Below are 20,764 nucleotides of genomic sequence, written 5' to 3' on the forward strand. Positions count from 1 at the left end.
CAGATCGACCGGCATGGTCATGCCCAAGGCACACGGATGATGACAGGCCGGATCAGGCGGATTCGCGCTCCCGCAGGCGCTGGCTGACCACCTGCGTCACGCCGTCGCCGCGCATCGACACGCCGTAGAGGGCGTCGGCGATCTCCATCGTGCGCTTGTTGTGGGTGATGACGATGAGCTGGGAACTCTGCCGCAACTCCTCGAACAGGGTCAGCAGCCGCTGGGTGTTGGTGTCGTCGAGGGCGGCCTCGACCTCGTCCATCACGTAGAAGGGCGAGGGCCGCGCCTTGAAGATGGAGATCAGGAACGCCACCGCGGTCAGCGAGCGCTCGCCGCCCGACAGCAGGGACAGCCGCTTGACCTTCTTGCCCGGCGGCCTGGCCTCGACCTCGATGCCCGTGGTGAGCATGTCGGTGGGGTCGGTGAGCACGAGCCGCCCGTCGCCGCCGGGGAAGACCCGGGTGAAGATCTGCTCGAACTCGCGGGCGACGTCCTCGTAGGCCGAGGCGAACATCTGCTCGACGCGGTCGTCGACCTCCTTGACCACGGTCAGCAGGTCGCGCCTGGTCTTCTTGAGGTCTTCCAGCTGCGAGGTCAGGAAGGCGTGGCGCTCCTCCAGCGCGGCGAACTCCTCCAGCGCCAGCGGGTTGACCTTGCCGAGCTGGGTCATCTGCCGCTCGGCGGCCCTGGCCCGCTTCTCCTGTTCCTCGCGGACGTACGGGATCGGCGGGTCGCCCGGGACGGGCGCGTCGGGGCCGTACTCGGAGACCAGCGCCTCGACCTCGACGCCGAACTCCTCCATCGCCCGCTCCTGGAGCTGCTCCAGCCGCAGGCGCTGCTCGGTGCGGGCCACCTCGCTCCCGTGGACCCGGTTGACCAGCTTGTCGAGCTCCTGACCCAGCTCACGCACGCGCACGCGGACCTGCTTCAGCTCGGCGTCGACGGCGACGCGGGCGAGGTCGGCGTCGTCGCGCTCGCGGGAGGCGAGCTGGATCGACGAGGCCAGCGCCCCGAGCACCTGCCTGGCGCCCTTGCTGACCGCCTCGGCCAGCAGAGCCTGCCGCCGGCGCCTGGCCCGCTGAGCGGCGGCCTGGGCGCGTTCCTGGCGCTCGCGCTGGGCGGCCCGCAGCAGGCCGTCGGCGCGGCCCTCGATGCCCTTGACGCGCTCCTCGGCGGTGCGCACCTGCAGCCGGGTGTCCATCTCGCGCTGCCGGGCCGTCTCGCACGTGGCGGCCAGGTCGTCGCGCAGGTCGGTGGTGGGCTCGGTCTCCAGCTCCTGGGCGTACTCGGCCTCGGCCAGCCGGATCTCCAGCTCGGCCAGCTCCTCCAGCCCCTCGGTACGGGAGTCCTGGGCCGCGGTGACGCTGCGGGCCAGGCGTTCGGCCTCGGCGTGCGCGGCGTGCGCGGCGGCCTCCAGCTGGGCCAGCCGCCTGGCCGCCGCCGCGTTGCGCTGGTCGGCCTCCCGCTGGCGGGCCCTGACCTGGTCGAGGACGCCCTGCGCGGTGCTCACCCCGGCCTGGGCGGCGGTGACCGCGCTCTGGGCCTCGTTGACGTGCGCCTGGGCCGCCTCGACGGCCGTCTGGGCCGCCTGCTCGGCCTCGATCGCCTGGTCGAGCGCCTCGGCCGTCGCCTCCGCCGTGGCCTCGGCCACCCGCAGGTCGTGGACGGCCTCGTCGAGCGCCGCCCGCACCTGCAGGACGGAGGTGCCGCCGGCGGACCCGCCCCCGGCCAGATGGGCCCCGAGGACGTCGCCGCCCTCGGTCACCACGCGCAGCTCGGGACGCCGCCCCACCAGCTCGCGCGCCGCTTCGAGATCGGCGACCACGACGACCCTCGCCAGGACGTGGTCGAGCGCCGGCCTCAGCTCGTCGGGCACGGTGACCAGATCGGCGGCCCACCGCCCGCCGTCCGGCGCGGCGGGCCGGGATCGCGCAACCTGGGAGTGATGCGCGGTGTCCGAAACCCCGGTCTCGGCCACCAGCAGCGTGACCTGCCCCGCGTCGGTGCTGCGCAGCAGGCCGAGCGCCTCGACGGCGGTGTCGAGCGTCTTGACGGCGACGGACTCGGCGACCGGGCCGAGCACGGCGGCGACGGCCAGCTCAGCACCCGGCGTGACCTGCATGGAGGCGGCCAGCGGGCCCAGCACCCCGGCCAGGTCGGCGTCGAGCAGCGCGGCGCCGCCGTCGCCCTTGGCCAGGCCCAGCTCCAGGGCGTCGCGGCGGGCCTGCAGCGCGGCCACCGAGCGCTGGGCCTCCTGGTCGGCGGCGCGGGCCGTGGCGACCCCCGCCTTGGCGGCCTGGACGGCGGCCCGCGGCGCGCCGAGCCCTGCCTTGGCCTCGTCGGCGGCCACGCGGGCCTCGTCGGCGGCGGCCCTGGCCTCCTCGACCACGGCCTGCGCGGTGGCCAGCTCCTCGGCCAGCGCCGGATCGGCCGCCGGCTCCTCGGCCCGCTCGGCTTCCAGGTCGGCCAGCGCCTGACGTTCGCGCTCGGCGGCGTCGGCCACGGCCTTCTCCAGCCGGCCGATCTCCTCCTCGGCCGCGCGCGCCCTGCTGCGCACGGAGTCGACCTGGCCGCGCAGCCTGGCCAGGCCCTCGCGGCGGTCGGCGGCGGCACGGGCGGCCATCGCCAGGCGCCGCTCCTCCGCGCCCAGCTCGGCCTCGGCCGCGGCCCGCCGCTCGACGGTCTCCGCCAGCAGCTCCTGAGCGTGTTCGAGCTCGGCCCGCAGGACGTGTTCCTGCTCGCGCGCCTCGCCCGCCTCGCGTTCGAGGTCTTCCGGGTCGCGGCCGCGGCGTTCGATGGCGGCGGCGTCGAGGGCGTGGCGGTGGCGTTCCGCGGCGAGCTGTTCGAGGCCGGTGATGCGCTCGCGCAGGGAGGAGAGCCTGAAGAAGGTCTCCTGGGCGGCACTCAGCCTGGGCTGGGTCTCGGCCTCGGCGGCCTCCAGGGCGGCCTCGCGCTGCTGGCCCTCGGCCAGCTCGGCCTCGACCTGGTTGCGCCGGGCGGTGACGGCGGCCTCGTCGGCGGCCTCGCGTTCGAGCGTGGCGCGCAGGATGCACAGGTCGTCGGCGAGCAGCCGCAGCCGGGCGTCGCGCAGGTCGGCCTGGATGACGGCGGCCTTGCGGGCGATCTCCGCCTGGCGGCCGAGCGGCTTGAGCTGGCGGCGCAGCTCGGTGGCGAGGTCCTGCACCCGGGTGAGGTTGGCCTGCATGGCGTCGAGCTTGCGCAGCGCCTTTTCCTTGCGCTTGCGGTGTTTGAGCACGCCCGCGGCCTCTTCGATGAAGGCGCGGCGGTCTTCGGGCCCGGCGTGCAGCACGGCGTCGAGCTGGCCCTGGCCGACGATGACGTGCATCTCGCGGCCGATGCCCGAGTCGGACAGCAGCTCCTGGATGTCGAGCAGGCGGCAGGTGTCGCCGTTGATGGCGTACTCGCTCTGCCCCGACCGGAACATCAGCCGGCTGATCGTGACCTCGGTGTAGTCGATCGGCAGCGCGCCGTCGGAGTTGTCGATGGTCAGCGTCACCTCGGCCCGGCCCAGGGGCGGCCTGGAGGAGGTGCCGGCGAAGATGACGTCCTCCATCTTGCCGCCGCGCAGCGACTTGGCGCTGTGCTCGCCCATGACCCAGGCCAGGGCGTCGACGACGTTGGACTTGCCCGAGCCGTTGGGACCGACGACGCACGTGATGCCGGGTTCGAGGCGCAGGGCGGTCGCGGAGGCGAAGGACTTGAAGCCGCGCAGGGTGAGGGTCTTCAGATACAAACGCCGACCCTCCTCCCCGGCCTCGGCTGAACGGGCTTCGGAAAAGCCTACTGGTCTCGGCCGCCCCTCGTGGGCATGTCGATGACCAGCGCTTTTTCACCAGGGAAAATAACAAGGGACGCCTCTTCGAGACGTCCCTGGGTCTTGCGCTCCGATCACTCTCAGGTGAGTGCCGGCTCGCGCTCCTGCAAGCGACTGAGCGCTTCGTCGCGGGTTTGCGCCGCAAGAGCGTCATTCGTGGCCTGAAGTCGGATGAGTTCTGCCTCCAGATCCCGGATACGCTGCTGCAAGCGGCGCATCTCCGAGACCATCCGAGGGTCAGGACCGCCGACGTGGCCGAGTAGAGCCTTCGCCATGGTAAAGGGTCCTCCACGCTGAGTGACCAGACTGGTTCGCGCACTTCTATTCCGCGGGAGGGGTGCGCGTGGTACTTAACAAGAGTCGCACCGGCAGTGTGGGCGGTCAAGTCGATCCAACCGCAACGCCCTACTGATAGGCACTCCCGACATACAACTATACCCTATTTGGGCCGTTTAGCAAAAGCGACTACCGCTCTACAAAACCGCCCAAACTACCTCGGGGTTCACTCCATCGTTCCACTACTCCATCGACCCTTCCCGGCGTGTCGCAACCTTTGAGCAGCTCCAACAGCTTGACGCACGCCTCCCGCGGACCCTCGGCGACGACCTCGACCCGGCCGTCGTCGGTGTTCCGCGCCCAGCCGGTCAGGCCGAGCTCCAACGCCCTCGCGCGCGTCCACCACCGGAAGCCCACCCCCTGGACCCTCCCCCGCACCCAGGCGGTTACTCGGACGTTTTCCGAACCTTTGTCGCCATTACTCTTCGTATCCGTCATGCCGCCACCGTCTCATGCCGCCGTACGACTTCCATGGCCAACTCGTTGAAGGCCAGGATCGAGGCCGTACGTCCGGCGCGCAGCCAGGCCAGCCCCAGGATCGACGGAGGCAGGCCGTCGACCGGCACGAACGCGATGTCGGGACGGCGATGGTGGTCGGCGCTCGGCTTGCAGAAGAGCATGCCGCCGCGGTTCAGTGCGACCTGCGTCAGGCCCTCCTGGGTGGTGGCCACCGAGCCGGCCCGCGCGATCGGCCGCCCGGAGGGGGTGAGGGTGGGGGCGATGTGCTCCTGCCAGCGGCGCGGCGCGGGTTCGTCGAGGCCGAACAGCGCGACCGAGGCCAGTTCCTCGGCGTCGACGCCGGCGCGGGCGGCCAGCGGATGGCGTACCGACAGCCCCAGCTCGACCGGGCAGTGGTTCAGCTCGGCGCCGCCCTCGAGATCCGGCTCCTCCAGCGGCAGCAGCGTGAACGTCAGATCCACCCGCCCCTCGCGCAACTTGCTGAACGGGTCGGAGAGCGGCACCTCGACCAGCTCCACCATGCAGCCGGGATACCGCCGCTCGAACGCCGCCACGCTGCCGGTGACGATCTCGGTCGGCGTGGCCAGGAACCCCACCCGCAGCAGGCCCGCCACCTCCCGCGCCGAGGCCGTCGCCCGCGACACGGCCGCCGCCATGCCGTCGTAGGCGGGCCGCAGGTCGGCCAGGAAACGCCGGCCGAGCGGCGTCAGGCGCACCCGCCTGCTGGTGCGGTCGAACAGGCGGCCGCCGATCCGGGTCTCCAGCGAGCCGATGAGCTGGCTCACCCGGCCGGGCGACAGATACAGGCGCTCGGCCGTACGCGCGAAGTGCAGCTCCTCGCTCAGCACGACGAAGCACTCCAGTTCCCTGAACTCCATGCCACTCCCCGGACGCGATCGCTTAGCCTGCCTAAAGCAAGGCTTCGAGCTTCGTCATTGTTCCGCCTCCGGCCGATGACAAGGCTGAACGGCATGACGACTCTTGAGACCTCCACTGTCGCGCGGGCCCGCTGGCTCGCCGTCCTCGCGGTCGCGGTGGGCACCTTCACCATCGTGACCAGCGAGATGTTGCCCGTCGGCCTGCTGACCTCGATCGCCGCCACCTTGGGGGTGTCCGACGGCACGGCCGGGCTGATGATGTCCCTGCCGGGGCTGGTCGCGGCCGTCTCGGCCCCCGTGCTGGCCCTGGCCACCCGGCGGCTGGACCGGCGTGTCCCCTTGCTCAGCCTGATGGCGTTGCTCGCGGTGGCCAACCTGGCGGCGGCGTTCGCGACGAGCTTCCCCGTCATGCTGGGCGCGCGGGTGCTGACCGGGATCAGCATCGGCGGGTTCTGGGCCTTCGCGGCCGGGCTGGGCCTGCGGCTGGTGCCCGAGCGATCGGTGGGCCGGGCCACGTCGGTGATCCTCGGCGGCGTGTCGGTGGCCTCGGTGCTCGGCGTGCCCGCGGGCACGCTCATCGCCTCGGCGGCGGGGTGGCGCACGTCGTTCGCGGTCATGGGCGGGCTGGCGCTGGTGCTGCTCGGATTGCTGGCCGCCGTGCTGCCGCCGATGCCGGGCGAGGACGCGTCGGGCGGCTCCCGCGCGACGCTGCCGGGGACGCTGCGCGTCGTGCTGGCGGCGACCGTGCTGATCATCACCGGGCACTTCGCCGCCTACACCTACGTCCGGCCGTTCCTGGAGCAGGTCGCGGACGCCGGTCCCGGCCTGGTCAGCGTCGCCCTGCTGGTGTACGGCGCGGCCGGCGTCGTCGGCAACTTCGTCGCGGGCGCCAGGGCGGCCCGCGACCCCAAGCCGGTGCTGATCGTCCTGGCCCTGCTCATCGCCGGGTCCACGGCGGCGCTGGCGCTGGTCGGGCTGCCCCTGGTCATGCTCGTCGTGTGGGGCCTCGGCTATGGCGGCGTGGGCGTGGCGCTGCAGCTGTGGATCATGCGCTCGGGCGGGGGCGAGCTGGGCACCGCGCTGTTCGTGGGGGCGTTCAACGTCTCGATCGCGCTCGGCTCGTTCGTCGGCGGCCGGGTGGTGGACGGCGTGTCGATCTCGTCGGTGATGTGGCTGGGCGCCGCGCTGGCCCTGCTCACCGCGGCTTTCGCTGGCATTTGGGGCAGGAGTACGACGACCGGTTCATGAACGCCTCCCGCCTGATGGGCGTGCCGCAGCGGGAGCACGGCAGGTCGCGGCGGCCGTAGACCTCCAGCGAACGGTCGAAGTAGCCGCTCTCGCCGTTGACGTTGACGTAGAGGCTGTCGAAGGAGGTGCCGCCCTGCTGCAGGGCGGCGCCCATCACCGTGCGCACGCCGGCCAGCAACTCGGCGACCTTCGGACGGGTGAGCGTCTCGGTGGGACGGGCCCAGTGGAGCCGGGCGATCCACAACGCCTCGTCGGCGTAGATGTTGCCGACGCCGCTGATCAGCGACTGGTCCAGCAGCGCCCGTTTGATCTCGGTGCGCCTGGCCCTGAGCCGGCGGGTGAACTCCGCCTCGTCGAACGACGCCTCGAACGGGTCGGGCGCGATGTGCGCGATCGGCGCGGGCACGCCGCCGACGAGCGGGGTCAGCATGACGTGGCCGAACGTGCGCTGATCGACGAAGCGCAGGTCGGGGCCGCCGTCCTCGAAACGGAGGCGGACGCGCAGGTGCTTCTCGGGGGGCGTCTGCGGATCGACGACGAGCAGCTGGCCGCTCATGCCCAGATGGGCCAGGAGGGCCTCCTCGCCGCCCGACAGGGGCAGCCACAGGTATTTGCCGCGGCGCTCGGCCGACAACACCGTACGACCCTTCAGGCGGGCGGTGAACTCGTCGGCCCCGGGGACGTGCCGCCTGATCGCGCGCGGGTGGAGCACCTCCGCCGCGGCGATCTCGCGGCCGACGACCCATTGCGCCAGGCCGCGCCTGACGACCTCGACCTCTGGCAGCTCAGGCACCGTGCACCAACCGTCCTCTCGACTTCCCCGGCCGCGGGGCATGCCGTGGCAGGGGCGGATCCGCAGTCACAACGCCGGACGCGGGCCGGGGCTTCCCGTGCGCCGGGTTCAGTTCGCGGGCTGGCTCTCGTGCTGCTCGCGGCGGGCCCGGATGCGCGTCCAGGCCGCCTCGGCCGCCTGCTGCTCGGCCTCCTTCTTGCTGCGCCCGTTGCCCGAGCCGTAGGACTCGCCGCCCACGCGCACCATGGCCGTGAACGACTTGGCGTGGTCGGGCCCGCTCTCCTCGACGTGGTATTCGGGCACGCCGAGCGCCTCGGAGGCGGTGAGCTCCTGCAGGGACGTCTTCCAGTCGAGCCCCGCGCCCAGCGAGGCCGAGCGCACGATCAGCGGGTCGAACAGCAGGTGGACGACCCGGAACGCCTCGTCGAGGCCCTTGTCCACGTAGATCGCGCCGATCAGCGCCTCCAGCGTGTCGGCCAGGATCGAGGACTTGTCGCGCCCGCCGGTGCCTTCCTCGCCCCTGCCGAGCCGCAGGAACCGGCCGAGGCCCAGGTTGCGGGCGACGTCGGCCAGCGCGCGCATGTTGACCACGGCGGCGCGCAGCTTGGCCAGCTGCCCCTCGGGCAGGTCGGGGTGGTTGCGGTAGAGGGTGTCGGTGACCACGAGACCCAGCACCGAGTCGCCGAGGAACTCCAGGCGCTCGTTGGTGGGCAGGCCGCCGTTCTCGTACGCGTAGGAGCGGTGCGTCAGGGCCCGCTCGAGAATGTCGGGGTCGAGGCCGACGACCAGGACCCGCTGCAGCTCTTCCCTGGCGACCTCCACGGCCACCGGCTTAGGACCTGCTCCCACGTGTTTCCTCCTCGGACATCTTCACAAGGCGGCCGCGGAAGATGCCCGAAAACGTGGTGGGCGTCGGGGTAACGTGTAGCCCCGGCGTCCACCACGGCCGCGGGCGAACCGCCGCCGTACGCATCTACAGACGTTAACGCCGACCGAGGCACAATGGCACCCGGTCGGCATCACGTCAACTGCTGACGGTGAAACCCGCCGCGAACATGACGGGCGGGCCTGCTGTCAGTGTGATCAGGCGGACGGCTCGATGACCTGACGACGGTTGTAGGTGCCGCAGGTGGGGCACGCGATGTGCGGCTGCTTGGGCGAACGGCACTGCGGGCAGCTCACCAGGGCGACAGCAGTCGTCTTCCACTGGGAGCGACGGGCGCGGGTGTTGCTCCGCGACATCTTTCGCTTCGGGACGGCCACGTCACTTCTCCTGATCGTTATCGTTCTCGGAAACCAGACCTTGCAACGACGCCCAGCGGGCATCGATCTTCTCGTGCCGGTGATCGGCGCCGGCCTCGGCCAGCTTGATCCCGCACTCCGTGCAGAGCCCCTCGCAGTCCTCGCGGCACACGGGGCTCAGCGGCAGTGCGAGCACCACCGCGTCACGGAACGTCGGCTCGAGGTCGAGCAGCTCACCGTCGAGCAGTGAGTCCTCCTCCGAGGCGTCCTCGTCGGAGTAGAAGAACAGCTCCTGCAGATCGACCTCGATGTCCGAGGTGATCGGGTCAAGGCACCGCGCGCACTCCCCGGCGAGCGGGGCGTGCGCCGTGCCCGAGACGAGCACGCCTTCCATCACTGCTTCGAGCCGGAGGTCCAGCTCGACTTCGGCGTCTTTGGGGACACCGATCATGTCGACGCCGAGGTTAGCCGGTGCCGGAAGGGACAGGGTCATCTGCCGCATCGTGCCCGGTCGCTTCCCCAGATCATGAGTGGAGAGCACCCAAGGGGAGCGGGGGTCGAGGTGCTGAGTCATCTGCTCTCGCTAGGCATGGCGAAGACGCTCGCCGTCGTACAAGGCCGAAATGAAAGGATACCAGGTCGCGGTCAGCCCCTGAGACGCTCGATGAGCAGCTTGTGCACCAGGTCAGGGACCAGGCCGGACACGTCGCCACCATACCGCGCGATCTCCTTGACCCGGCTGGAGGACAGGAAGGAGTACTCGGGGTTGGTGGGCATGAAGAGCGTCTCGACGCCCGAGAGACGGTAGTTGAGCTGGGCCATCTGCAACTCGTAGTCGAAGTCGCTGACGACCCTGATGCCCTTGACGATGGCGGGGATGTCGTTGTGCTTGCAGAAGTCCACCAGCAGGCCGTGGAACTTCTGCACCTTGACGTTGGGGTACTCCTTCGTCACGGTCTGAAGGATCTCGATCCGTTCGTCGACCGTGAACAGGCTGCTCTTCTCGATGTTGATGAGGACCGCCACGACCACCTCGTCGTACAGGCGGGCCGATCGGCCGATGATGTCGAGATGGCCATTGGTGATGGGGTCGAACGACCCCGGGCAGACAACGCGGCGCAAGACGCCTCCCAGGTCTACGGGTTCCCGGCGGCGCGACCGTACCAAACGGATGCTTCGCCGTATCTACGGACCCTCTCCTCAACATAACCTTCCGGCCACATCAAGGACTTTCCCCTCGTTTCCCGCTCGAACGCCACCAGCCCCTCGTCCATCAGCCACCCGTTGTCGCGCAGCAGCTCCAGGACCCGCGTGACCTCGCCGTCACCCAGCGCGTACGGCGGATCGGCGAAGACGATGTCGTACGGCTCCTCCGGCGGCCTGGCCAGGACCCGCTCGACCTTGTCGGCCACCAGCTCGGCGCCTTCGAGGCCGAGGGACTGGATGTTGGCCCTGATCGTCCGGATCGCCTTGGCGTCGGACTCGACGAGCAGCGCGTGGGCCGCGCCCCTGGACAGCGACTCCAGGCCCACGGCGCCGGAACCGGCGTACAGGTCGAGCACGCGGGCCTCGCGCAGGCCGTACAGGGAGTCGAGGGTCAAGAAGATGCCTTCCCTGGCCCTGTCGCTGGTCGGCCTCGTGCCCCGCCCCGGCGGCACGGCCAACCGCCGCCCACCCGCGCTCCCCGCGATGATCCGAGTCATAAGGTCCATTGTTCCGCATGTTCGCCCAGGTCAAGAGTGGACAAGTGTCGGCCTCGACTGCGCAAGGGTGATTCACATCGGCCGGATCGGCCCGCATGATGAGTCTGCGGCCTTCAAGGTGACCCACATGAAGGCCGACCGGCGTGATCGTGAGCCCTTCCGCACGCCGGTTCCCTCGGCACCTGACCCGAGGGTGGGCCCAGCCGGGGACGGCATTCGGGGGGAGGCCGTCCCCGCGGCTGGGCCTTTAACTTCTTCTTTTTTACGGCTTCGCGTGGTCTTCCCACTCGCCTTACTTCGGCTGATGGCCCTCCATGCAACGGCCTCTGACCCTTCACCGGCTCGCCGCCGTCACGCGAGCCTTCGTTGACCGGCTCCGTGGTTCTCCTGGGCCCTCACGTCTTCTCCAAGTACTCCGCCTTCTCGTCCTCCAGGAGGCGGGCTATCTCGGCGCGCAAGCCCTCATGGTGGGCCAGTTCGGGGTCGTCCGACAGGAGCTTTGCGGCTTCGTCCCGCGCTGTTGTGATGACGTCTTCGTCTCTCAGGAGCTGCAGGAGCTTCAGCGAGCTGCGCTTGCCCGACTGCGCCGCCCCCAGGACGTCGCCCTCGCGGCGCTGCTCCAGGTCGACGCGGGACAGCTCGAAGCCGTCGAGCGTGGCGGCCACCGCGTCGAGGCGGGCGCGGGCCGGGGTGCCCTCGGGGAAGTCGGAGACCAGCAGGCACAGGCCGGGCAGGCCGCCCCGGCCCACCCGCCCGCGCAGCTGGTGGAGCTGGGAGACGCCGAAGCGGTCGGCGTCCATGATGATCATGACCGAGGAGTTGGGCACGTCGACGCCCACCTCGATGACGGTGGTCGCGATCAGCACGTCGAGCTCGCCCCTGGTGAAGGCACGCATGATCGCGTCCTTCTCCTCCGGCGGGAGCTTGCCGTGCAGGGTGCCGACCCGGAGGTCCTGGAACGGCCCCTGGGTGAGCAGCTCGGCGACCTCCAGCACGGCCAACGGCGGACGGCGGTCGTCGTCGCCCCCCGCCGCCGCCAGGTCGCCCTCGTCGCCCTCCAGGTCGCCGATCCGCGGGCACACGATGTACGCCTGCCTGCCCAGCCCCACCTCCTCGCGCACCCGCTGCCAGGTGCGTTCGAGATAGTGGGGCTTCTCCGCGGCCGGCACGACGTGCGTGGTGATGGGCGCGCGCCCCGACGGGAGCTGCGACAACGTCGAGACCTCCAGGTCGCCGAAGACCGTCATGGCGACCGTGCGCGGGATCGGGGTCGCGGTCATCACCAGCACGTGCGGACGGCCCCCGCCCGCCTTCTCGCGCAGCGCGTCACGCTGCTCCACGCCGAAGCGGTGTTGCTCGTCGACCACGACCAGCCCCAGGTCGGCGAACTGCACGTGCTCCTGGAGCAGGGCGTGCGTGCCGACCACGATGCCCGCCGTGCCCGAGGCCGCGTCGAGCAGCGCGGCACGCCGCGCCGCCGCGCCCATCGAACCCGTCAGCAGCGTGACCGCCGTGCCGCCGAACATGCCGCCCTGGGCCAGCTCGCCCAGCATGTTCGTGATCGAGCGGTGGTGCTGCTGGGCCAGCACCTCCGTCGGGGCCAGCAGCGCGGCCTGGCCGCCCGCGTCGACCACCTGGAGCATCGCGCGCAGCGCCACCACCGTCTTGCCCGCGCCCACCTCGCCCTGCAGCAGCCGGTGCATCGGGTGCTCCAGCGCCAGGTCGGCCGCGATCTCCTCGCCCACCTGCGCCTGCCCCTCGGTGAGCGAGAACGGCAGCCGCCCGTCGAAGTCGGCCAGCATGCCGTCGGAACGCCTCGGACGCGGCCTGGCCGGCCACGCCGTGGCCGCCTGGCGGCGCTGGAGCAGCACCGCCTGCAGCACGAACGCCTCGTCGAACTTCAGCCGCTTGCGCGCCCGGCCCACCTCGGCGAGGTCTTTCGGCCGGTGGATGGCCACCAGCGCATCGGCGAGCGGCTGGAGGCCGTGCCTGGCCCGCAGCTCGGCGGGCAGCGGGTCGTCGAGCGGGCCCAGCGTGTCGAGCACCACGCCGACCGCCCGGCGGATCGCCCACGGCGTGACGTCCTTGCCCGCCGGGTAGATCGGCACCGGCGCCGACGCGAACTCCTCGGCGCTCGCCTCGCCCTCCTCGAACAGCTCGAACTCGGGGTGCGAAAGCTGCCAGCGCGGCTTGGACCGCGCCCCGAACAGCCCCACCTTGCCGGCGAACATGCCGCGCCGCCCCGGCTTGAGCCGCGACTCGGCCACATGGGAGCCCTTGCCGAAGAACGCCAGGTAGATGCGGTTGCCGTTGCCGTCGACGACCTCGGCCTCCAGCCACGTGCCGCCGCGGTTGCGCATGGGCTTGCGCATCAGCCTGGTCACCTCGCCGACCACGGTGACGTGCTCGTCGACCTCCAGCGCGTCGAGCGAGGTCAGCTCGCCGCGCTCGGCGTAGCGGCGCGGGTAGTGGCGCAGCAGGTCGCCGACCGTCTCCAGGCCGAGCACGCTGTGCAGCAGCTTGGCGGTCTTCGGGTCGAGCGCTTTGGTCAGGGGCTCGTCGAAACGGCTCACGGGATCCAGTTCTACCGCCTGCGGCCGACAGGAATCCCGCACCGGGCCCCGGAGTCGCCCGCGGAGGGGGCTCGCACCGGGCCCCGGAGTCGCCCGCGGAAGGGAGCCGTGCCGCTACTCGACGCCGATCAGCAGCGGGTAGCCGCCCTGCTCGCCGTCGTAGACGACCAGGTCGACGTCCGGCCGCGTGCGCCGCAGGTGGTCCTCCAGCCGGACGGCGAGCCGTTCGGGCAGGTCGGCGCCGGTGACCAGGGTCACCAGCTCGCCGCCGCCGGCCACCATCCTGTCGATGATCAGCCTCGCCACGCGCTCCAGGTCGCCGCCGATCACCGCCACGTCCCCGTCGATCAGGCCCAGCACGTCGCCCGGCCGGCACACGCCCGCGCTGGTGAACGCCTCCCTGTCCGCCACCGCCAGATGTCCGTACCTGGTGTGGCCGGCGGCGTCCGTCATGGCCACCACGTCGTCGTCGAACCGGCGCAGCGGGTCGTGCACGGCCAGCGCCGACAATCCCTGCACGGTCGCCCTGGTCGGCAGGACGCTGACGACCACGCCGTCCTCGCGGGCGATCTCCGCCGCCGCGACGGCGACCGCGAGGACGCCCTCGTCGTTCGGCAGCACGGCCACCTCGGCGCCCGCCTGCCTGATCGCGGCCAGCAGCTCGGGCAGCGCGGGCCGGGTGCCGGGCGCGCGGCGCACCACGACCGCGCCGCTCTCCTCGAACAGCGCCGCGATCCCGTCGCCGGCCGCCACCGCCACCACGCCCCTGCCCGCCCTGCCCCGGTGCGTACGCTCGGCCAGGTACGTGATCCTGACCCGGTGCGGACGCCCCGCCCGCAGCCCCGCCTCCACGGCCGCCCCCGCGTCGGCCACGTGCACGTGCACGTTCCACAGGCCCTCGCCGCCCACCACGACCAGCGACTCGCCCATGGCGTCGAGCTCGTCGCGCAGCCCGGCCACCGCCCGCTCGTCGGCGTCCAGCAGGTACATCACCTCGTAGCCGGCGCCCACCTCGGTCATCGGCGTGACCCGCCCGGTCGGCGCCGGCACGTCGTAGTGGTCGCTGTAGGAGTCGGTGAGCACGGCGGCCAGGGTCTCCAGCACGATCGCCGCACCCGCCCCGCCCGCGTCCACGACCCCGCTGCGGGCCAGCACGTCGAGCTGCCCCGGCGTACGGCGCAACGCGGCCCGCGCCTCCCGCGCCGCCTGCCGCGCCACCTCGCACGCGTCGCCGTCGGCGTCCCGGGCGGCCCTGGCGGCCGACTCCAGCACGGTCAGCACCGTGCCCTCGACCGGCCTGGCCACGGCCTCCCGGGCGAGCGTGGCCGCCCTGCGCAGGCCGGCACGCAGGTCGGAACCGTCCTTGAGCACCTCGGCCAGCCCGCGCAGCGCCTGGCTGACGATGACCCCCGAGTTGCCGTGCGCCCCGACCAGCGCCCCGTAGGCGAGCGTCTGCCACACCACGGCGGCGTCGACGTCGTCGGGCAGGGACTCGACGGCCTCGGCCGCCGACAGCATGGTGAGGTGCAGGTTCGTGCCGGTGTCGCCGTCGGCCACGGGGAACACGTTGAGTGCGTCGATCTCCGGTCTCGCCCGGCCGAGTGCGTCGGCGGCCAGGCGGGCCCAGCGGCGCACCGCGGGCGGGTCGAGGGCCTTCATCTGCGCTCCTTCGACCTCCCCGCATGCGCTACCTTGTTGGAGGAGAATATCCCCGCACCGGTCACCGTCCAGTGCTCTGGTTCGCGCCCAATGGTGTGGATCAGATATTCTCGTCTGGCTGGCCGGTTGTCCCGGCATGCCCTCCGCCCGGAAAGCATCAGCGGACAGGGCTACATCGACTGTTTTAAGGAGCGATACCGTGGCTTCCGTCTGCGATGTCTGCCGCAAGGGGCCGACCTTCGGCAACAACGTGTCCCACTCGCACCGCCGTACCCGTCGTCGTTGGAACCCCAACATCCAGACGGTCCGCGCGGTCGTCGGCGGCACGCCGAAGAAGCTGAACGTGTGCACCTCGTGCATCAAGGCGGGCAAGGTCACCCGCTAGTTCTCGTCTTTCGCGAAGCCCGTCGCTCCTGATTGCTGGAGCGGCGGGCTTTCGTCGTGCCCGCCCCCGCCGGCACCGCCTGGGCGGCGCTGAGGGGACGCTGGGGGCACCGAGCCCGCCGCGGGTCGCCACCGGGCCCGGAGGGTGTGGGTCAGCGCCGGACAAGCAGGGGTCAGCGCCAGCGCCAGGCGTGGTCGACCGGGCCGATGCCGGAGCCCAGGGGGAAGCCGCGGGCGATTGCGCCCGTCACGTACTCCTTGGCCTTCCCCACCGCCGTCGGGACGTCGTCGCCGAGCGCGAGCCGGGAGGCCAGGGCCGAGGCCAGGGTGCAGCCCGTGCCGTGGGTGTGGCGGTTGTCGAGGCGTTCGGCGGCGAAGCGGTGCTCGGTCGTGCCGTCGGTGAGGAGGTCGACAGGGGCGCCGGGCAGATGGCCGCCCTTGATGAGCGCCCAGGACGGGCCCAGCGCGAGCACGGCGTCGGCGGCCCGGCGCAGGTCTCCCTCGTCCTCGACCTTGACGGAGGTGAGCTGCTCCACCTCCCACAGGTTCGGCGTCACGACCGTGGCCACGGGCAGCAGGCGCGTCCTGAGCGTGTCGACGGCCTCGGGGGCGAGCAGCGAGTCGCCGTGCTTGGACACCCCGACGGGATCGACCACCACCGGCGCGTCATAGGCCCCCAGCACCTCGGCCACCGTCTCCACCAGCACCGGCGAGGCCAGCATGCCGGTCTTGACGGCCTGCGCCCCGATGTCGCCCAGCACGGAGTCGAGCTGCGCGCGCACGGCCTCGGGCGGCAGCTCCCAGTAGCCCTGGACGCCCAGCGAGTTCTGGGCCGTGACGGCGGCGATCACGCTCATGCCGTGCACGCCCATCGCCATCATGGTCTTCAGGTCGGCCTGGATGCCCGCGCCGCCTCCCGAGTCGGAGCCCGCGACGGTCAGCACACGTGGAGGGGTCGTCATGAACCCCATCCAACCACTCGACCGGTACCGAACAGGCACTCAGCCGATCGCGCACTCCCCGCCGACCAGCCCGCACGCGCCGGGCTCCTGCGCCTTCCCCGTCGCCGAGTACGTGACGTCCACCGAGCCGCCGGCGGCCAGCGAGCCGGACAGGTCGATGATCAGCAGGTCGCCGTCCTGGGTCCAGGAGCCGCCGTTCACGTCCATGACGCGGCCCTCGACCGGGACGGAGAAGGTGGCGTTCGCCAGCGGGGCCGGCGACTGGTTGGTGACGCGCAGCGTGGCCGAGTACGAGGCGAGCCGCTGCTTGACCGTCTGCCGCACGTTGACCGAGCCGCCACTGCCTCCGTACCCGGACGTGGAGGTGGTCGCGGGCGCGGGGCTGCTGCCCACCGTGGGGACGACGCCGGTGTCGGAGTTGCCCAGGGGCGTGCCGTCGTCGGTCGGGGCCTCGGAGATCGTCTCCTCGGCCGGCGGCTCCGGCTGCTGCGTCGGCTTGGCCGAGGTCTTCGTCCGCGTCCTGGTGGGCGTGGGGGTGGGGGCCGTGCTGCGGCGCGGGGCGCGGTTGCCGACCGTGGGGGCGGTGGTCGTCGGGGCGTCGGAGGGCGTGCTCGACTCTTCGTCCTCCGACGGCTCCTCGGCGGGCTCTTCCTCCTCCGTGCCGGGATCGGAGACCGCCGCGGTCGAGGGGCTGGTGCTGGTGTGGACGGCGGCGCAGCTCGTGTCCGCGCACTTGCCGGGGTCACCCGAGGAGCTCATGAGCTTCACCCCGGCGACCGTGCCGCCGAGCACGACGGCCACGGCGGCGACCGACAGCAGCGCCATGCGGCCCCTGCCCTTGCCGCTGCCGCCGCCGGTGGGCGCGTTCAGCCCGTCGTCGTCGCCACCGCCGCCGCCCCTGGACGACTTGCGCCGGCCGCCGCGGCGACGGCCACGGGACTCGTCGGACTCGTCCAGGTCGTCGAGGTCCTGGTCGGAGGACCAGCCCGAACGCAGGAAGCCGGTCTCGGCCTCTGCCCAGGCGGGGGTGTGCGCGGCGGTCGGCTCCCCGGCCACCTTCACGTCACCGGGCTCCGGCGGCCTCCCGTGGAAGGCGGTGTCGGACCCGGCGGGCACGTCGAACCTGGCCGTGCTGCCGGACTCCGGCACGTCGAACCTGGCGGTGCCACCGGGTCCCGGCACGTCGAACCTGGCCGTGCCGCCCGGCTCGGGGGCGTCGAAGGGGCCGGTGTTCCTGCCCTGCCTGTCGAACGGGCCGCTGTCAGGCCCTTGCGCGTCGAACGGGCCGGTGTTCCGCCGGGGGGCGTCGAAGGGGCCCGTGGTGCGGCCGGAGGCGTCGAAGCTCGGCGGAGGTCCGAAGGCGGACGTGGCGTCGGGCTGGCCGGAGGGGCCGACGGCGTCCCAGTCGGCCGGGCGGGCGAACGCACCCGTCACCTCGAACGGCCCGGCCCCGTTCGGCTCGGGGTAGGGAGACCCGGAGAACTGGGGGCCGTTCGGCGGCGGAAAGGGGCCGGAGGGCGCGTCGGACGGCGGGAACCCAGGGGCGGCGTCGGCGGGCACGGCGAAGGCCCCCGTGGTCTCGAACGGCTCGGGCTGCCTGCCGCTGCGCTGCGGCGGGCCGTCCTCGCGGCGCGGCATCGGGGCCCACTGCCCTGTCACCTCGACCTGGTCCGGCAACGCCGGCCAGCCCGGCGCCTCGGCCGGCTCGTCGGGACCCCAGAAAGCGCTGCCGTTCCCCCGTTCATCCCCATCGTCGGATCCACCGGTGCCGTGGCGGCCCATGGCTGCCCTTTCTCGCGGTTACAGTGGCCGCCAATCTTCATAACACCTTTACTACGTCCTTGTCACAACAATCCCGCTAGTCCTACCCTAAACCCGGAAAATTTCACTTAAATCGGGACAAGTCATCACCGAAAGTGATCCCAGCCGCCCTGTCCCACCTGGCGGCCGTGCACCAGGACGCCCTCGCCCTCGACCACCCGGCCCACGATCTGCCACGACGACGGAAGCCGTACGTCAGGAGGGAAGACCGCGGCGAGCGCGTGATCCTCACCACCCGTGAGCACCCATTCCAGCGGATCCTGCCCCAGCTCCTTGGCCGCCGCCGCCACCGGCTCCCCCACGGTGAACGACTCGGGATCGAGCTCGACGCGTACGCCACTGGCCTCGGCCACGTGCCCGAGGTCCTGCACCAGGCCGTCGCTGACGTCGAGCATCGCGCTCGCGCCCAGCTCGGCCGCCCGCGGCCCCTCCTCGTACGGCGGGCAGGGCCGCCGATGGGCGGCCACCGCCTCCGCCAGCACGCCGGAACCCGCGGCGACCCCGACGGCCAGCAGCGCCAGCCCCGCGGCGGCGAACCCCAGCCGCCCGGCCACGGCCACCACGTGCCCCGGCCGCGCGCCGGAGCGCGTCACCGGCGCCCGCCCGCGCAGGTCGCCCAGCGCGGTCACCCCGATGACCACCAGGTCGGACCGGGTGACGTCGCCGCCGACCACGCTCGCGCCGACCACCGCGCACTCCTCGCGGAACCCGTCGGTCAGGGCGTCGAGCCAGGCCACCGGCAGATCGGCGGGGATGCCGAGCCCGACCACGATGGACGTCGGCACGGCCCCCATGGCGGCGATGTCGGCCAGGTTCTGGGCGGCGGCCTTGCGGCCCACGTCGCGCCCGCCGGACCAGTCGAGCCGGAAGTGCCTGCGCTCGACCAGCAGGTCGGTCGAGACGACCACCCGCCCGTCGGGCGCGGCGACCATGGCGGCGTCGTCACCCGGGCCGAGCATGACCCCCTCTCCCTGGGGCAGGCGTCCGGCAATACGATTTACGACACCGAATTCGCCGAGATCTCCGACTGTGATGACGCACCTCCTGACGCACACAGGGTACGGTGGCCCTTCGGCGTGATCCAATCGCCCGGGAGGACGTGATGGTGCAGGCCTACATCCTTATTCAGACCGAGGTCGGCAAGGCCGCCGCCGTTGCCGAGGAGATCTCCGGAATTCCGGGGGTCACCCAGGCGGAAGACGTGACGGGGCCCTACGACGTGATCGTCCGCGCTGAGGCGCGCAACGTCGACGAGCTCGGGAAGCTGGTCGTGGCGCAGATTCAGGCGGTGGAGGGGATCACGCGTACTCTTACGTGTCCGATCGTTCATATCTGACACATTCGAGGTCTGGGTTCCATGCGCGCCGCCGCCGTCCTGCTCCTTCTTCTGGCACTCGCCGGCTGCGGCGGCGTGGTACAGGTCGATCCGCCCAAGCCTTCGGGGGAGGCGGCGGCGGCCTGTGACAGGCTCGCGTCCCTGCTGCCCAAGACGCTGGACGGCGCCGAGCGCGGCACGTCGGAGCCAGCCTCGCCGTACGTGGCGGTCTGGGGGGAGGCGTCCATCGCGTTGCGCTGCGGGGTGCCGCGGCCTGCCCGGATGGCGCCGACCGACCAGCTCCAGGAGATCGACGGAGTGGGCTGGTTCGCCGATCCGGACAAGCCCATCCTGTTCACCGCGGTGGCCGCGCCCACGTACGTGGAGGTCACGGTCGGCGGCGACCACGCGGCGTCCGACGTGCTGGCCGAGCTGTCGGGGCCGATCGGGCGGGCCGTGTCAACGCAGTCCGGCTGAGCGCGACAGCGCGAGCTGGATCAGCCGGTCGACCAGCGCCGGGTACGACAGCCCCGAGGCTGCCCAGAGCTGCGGCGCGACCGACAACGAGGTGAACCCGGGCATCGTGTTGATCTCGTTGAAGACCAGCCGGCCGTCGGGCGTGTAGAAGAAGTCGACCCTGGACAGGCCCTCGCAGTCGAGCGCCTCGAAGGCCCGTACGGCCATCGCGCGCAGCTCCTCCGCGGTCTCGGCCGGGATGTCGGCGGGCACGGTGAGCGACATCTGGTCGGGGTAGTACTTGGCCTCGAAGTCGAAGAACTCCTGGCCGCCCTCGACCTTGACCTCGCCCGGGATCGACGCGGCGGCGGGCTCGTCGCCGAGCGACTCCAGCACCGCGCACTCGATCTCGCGGCCCTCGATCGCGGCCTCGATCAGCACCTTGGGGTCGTGCCGCCGGGCGGACTCGACGGCCGCCTCCAGCTCGGCGCGGTCGTGGGCCTTGGAGATGCCCTGCGAGGAGCCGGCCCTGGCGGGCTTGACGAACACCGGGAAGCCGAGCTCCTCGGCCTCCTTCAGCACGACCTCGCGGTTGAGCCGCCAGTCGCGGTCGCGGACGACGACGTAAGGGCCGATCGGCAGCCCGGCGGCGGCCATCACGGTCTTCATGTGGGCCTTGTCCATGCCGACGGCGCTGGCCAGCACGCCGGAGCCGACGTAGCGGACGCCGGCCATCTCCAGCAGGCCCTGGATGGTGCCGTCCTCGGCGAACGGGCCGTGCATGACGGGGAAGACGACGTCGACCGTGCCGAGCTCGACCGGGATGCTCCCGGGGTCGTAGGCCACCAGCCCGGCTCCGCCGCTGGGCAGGGCGAGCGCGGCTCCCGAGGTGTCGACCGCGGGCAGCTCCCCGGCCTCGATGGCGAACCGCTGGTCGGACGCGGCGAGCACCCACCTGCCGTCCTGGGCGATCCCGACCGGGATCACCTCGTACTTACTCCTGTCGATCACATCCAGCACGCTGCCCGCGCCCATGAGGGACACGGCATGCTCAGAATTGCGACCTCCGAAAACGACGGCGACGCGTGGCTTGCTCATGA

The 20,764-nt window shown here is 72.0% G+C and carries 20 protein-coding genes; 4 read left to right on the forward strand and 16 right to left on the reverse strand.

Translation table 11 applies throughout. The features are described from left to right. Positions 1-52: 52 nt before the first annotated feature. The 4 genes from smc to ABZ459_RS22170 all read right to left on the reverse strand — a co-directional run bounded on the left by smc (position 53) and on the right by ABZ459_RS22170 (position 5,508). Positions 53-3,754, reverse strand: coding sequence for a chromosome segregation protein SMC (gene smc / locus ABZ459_RS22155; protein WP_357973046.1), 3,702 nt, complete (start codon positions 3,752-3,754; stop codon positions 53-55). A 161-nt stretch (positions 3,755-3,915) separates the two neighbouring features. Further along, the gene (locus tag ABZ459_RS22160) at positions 3,916-4,110 is read right to left on the reverse strand and encodes a hypothetical protein (protein ID WP_026214481.1); all 195 of its coding nucleotides are present in this window, start codon (positions 4,108-4,110) and stop codon (positions 3,916-3,918) included. A 190-nt stretch (positions 4,111-4,300) separates the two neighbouring features. Continuing rightward, positions 4,301-4,609: an acylphosphatase gene (locus ABZ459_RS22165; RefSeq protein ID WP_352324815.1), complete on the reverse strand. Its 309-nt coding sequence runs from the start codon at positions 4,607-4,609 to the stop codon at positions 4,301-4,303. Further along, on the reverse strand, positions 4,606-5,508 hold the full coding sequence (locus ABZ459_RS22170) for a LysR family transcriptional regulator (protein ID WP_357973050.1): 903 nt from the start codon (positions 5,506-5,508) through the stop codon (positions 4,606-4,608). The genes ABZ459_RS22165 and ABZ459_RS22170 overlap by 4 nt, the downstream gene beginning before the upstream one ends. Positions 5,509-5,601: 93 nt before the next feature. Between ABZ459_RS22170 and ABZ459_RS22175 the strand changes: the two genes are divergently transcribed. After that, positions 5,602-6,756, forward strand: coding sequence for an MFS transporter (locus ABZ459_RS22175; RefSeq protein ID WP_357973053.1), 1,155 nt, complete (start codon positions 5,602-5,604; stop codon positions 6,754-6,756). Here the strand turns inward: ABZ459_RS22175 and mutM are convergent. From mutM to ABZ459_RS22215, 8 genes are all read right to left on the reverse strand, one after another. Then, a complete protein-coding gene (gene mutM / locus ABZ459_RS22180; RefSeq protein WP_357973056.1) occupies positions 6,704-7,549 on the reverse strand; it encodes a bifunctional DNA-formamidopyrimidine glycosylase/DNA-(apurinic or apyrimidinic site) lyase in 846 nt (281 codons plus the stop codon). The genes ABZ459_RS22175 and mutM overlap by 53 nt on opposite strands. A 108-nt stretch (positions 7,550-7,657) precedes the next feature. Beyond that, entirely contained in the window at positions 7,658-8,377 is a 720-nt protein-coding gene (gene rnc, locus ABZ459_RS22185) for a ribonuclease III (protein ID WP_357973508.1), read from the reverse strand. A gap of 255 nt (positions 8,378-8,632) precedes the next feature. Then, entirely contained in the window at positions 8,633-8,812 is a 180-nt protein-coding gene (gene rpmF / locus ABZ459_RS22190; RefSeq protein ID WP_033409409.1) for a 50S ribosomal protein L32, read from the reverse strand. Between the two features lies 1 nt (position 8,813). Continuing rightward, on the reverse strand, positions 8,814-9,365 hold the full coding sequence (locus tag ABZ459_RS22195; protein ID WP_357973059.1) for a YceD family protein: 552 nt from the start codon (positions 9,363-9,365) through the stop codon (positions 8,814-8,816). Between the two features lie 71 nt (positions 9,366-9,436). After that, on the reverse strand, positions 9,437-9,913 hold the full coding sequence (coaD, locus tag ABZ459_RS22200; protein ID WP_352324821.1) for a pantetheine-phosphate adenylyltransferase: 477 nt from the start codon (positions 9,911-9,913) through the stop codon (positions 9,437-9,439). Positions 9,914-9,927: 14 nt separating this feature from the next. Further along, positions 9,928-10,494, reverse strand: a complete 567-nt coding sequence (rsmD, locus tag ABZ459_RS22205) for a 16S rRNA (guanine(966)-N(2))-methyltransferase RsmD (RefSeq protein WP_352352150.1) — start codon at positions 10,492-10,494, stop codon at positions 9,928-9,930. A gap of 395 nt (positions 10,495-10,889) precedes the next feature. After that, on the reverse strand, positions 10,890-13,067 hold the full coding sequence (recG, locus tag ABZ459_RS22210; protein ID WP_357973062.1) for an ATP-dependent DNA helicase RecG: 2,178 nt from the start codon (positions 13,065-13,067) through the stop codon (positions 10,890-10,892). Between the two features lie 114 nt (positions 13,068-13,181). After that, positions 13,182-14,726: a DAK2 domain-containing protein gene (locus tag ABZ459_RS22215; RefSeq protein ID WP_357973065.1), complete on the reverse strand. Its 1,545-nt coding sequence runs from the start codon at positions 14,724-14,726 to the stop codon at positions 13,182-13,184. A 199-nt stretch (positions 14,727-14,925) separates the two neighbouring features. On the opposite strand from ABZ459_RS22215, the gene rpmB reads away from it, so the two are divergent. Beyond that, positions 14,926-15,111: a 50S ribosomal protein L28 gene (rpmB, locus tag ABZ459_RS22220; RefSeq protein ID WP_043618345.1), complete on the forward strand. Its 186-nt coding sequence runs from the start codon at positions 14,926-14,928 to the stop codon at positions 15,109-15,111. A gap of 172 nt (positions 15,112-15,283) precedes the next feature. On the opposite strand, the gene thiD is transcribed toward rpmB, so the two are convergent. From thiD to ABZ459_RS22235, 3 genes are all read right to left on the reverse strand, one after another. Continuing rightward, complete coding sequence (thiD, locus tag ABZ459_RS22225) at positions 15,284-16,081, reverse strand: bifunctional hydroxymethylpyrimidine kinase/phosphomethylpyrimidine kinase (RefSeq protein WP_357973068.1); 798 nt, start codon at positions 16,079-16,081, stop codon at positions 15,284-15,286. A 30-nt stretch (positions 16,082-16,111) separates the two neighbouring features. Then, the gene (locus tag ABZ459_RS22230; protein WP_357973071.1) at positions 16,112-17,731 is read right to left on the reverse strand and encodes a hypothetical protein; all 1,620 of its coding nucleotides are present in this window, start codon (positions 17,729-17,731) and stop codon (positions 16,112-16,114) included. 248 nt (positions 17,732-17,979) lie between these two features. Further along, complete coding sequence (locus tag ABZ459_RS22235) at positions 17,980-18,948, reverse strand: thiamine-phosphate kinase (protein ID WP_357973074.1); 969 nt, start codon at positions 18,946-18,948, stop codon at positions 17,980-17,982. 47 nt (positions 18,949-18,995) lie between these two features. Here ABZ459_RS22235 and ABZ459_RS22240 point away from each other — a divergent pair, with 47 nt between their 5' ends. Beyond that, positions 18,996-19,229, forward strand: a complete 234-nt coding sequence (locus tag ABZ459_RS22240; protein WP_125637145.1) for an Lrp/AsnC ligand binding domain-containing protein — start codon at positions 18,996-18,998, stop codon at positions 19,227-19,229. Positions 19,230-19,250: 21 nt separating this feature from the next. Continuing rightward, positions 19,251-19,685 carry a DUF3515 domain-containing protein gene (locus ABZ459_RS22245; protein ID WP_357973077.1) on the forward strand — a complete coding sequence of 145 codons (435 nt, stop codon included), beginning with the start codon at positions 19,251-19,253 and terminating at the stop codon, positions 19,683-19,685. Here the strand turns inward: ABZ459_RS22245 and ABZ459_RS22250 are convergent. After that, positions 19,668-20,762, reverse strand: coding sequence for a D-alanine--D-alanine ligase family protein (locus tag ABZ459_RS22250; RefSeq protein ID WP_357973079.1), 1,095 nt, complete (start codon positions 20,760-20,762; stop codon positions 19,668-19,670). The two genes, ABZ459_RS22245 and ABZ459_RS22250, sit on opposite strands and share 18 nt — an antisense overlap. Positions 20,763-20,764: the final 2 nt, after the last annotated feature.

It is taken from the genome of Nonomuraea sp. NPDC005692 (assembly GCF_040631115.1).
Taxonomy (GTDB): Bacteria; Actinomycetota; Actinomycetes; order Streptosporangiales; family Streptosporangiaceae; genus Nonomuraea.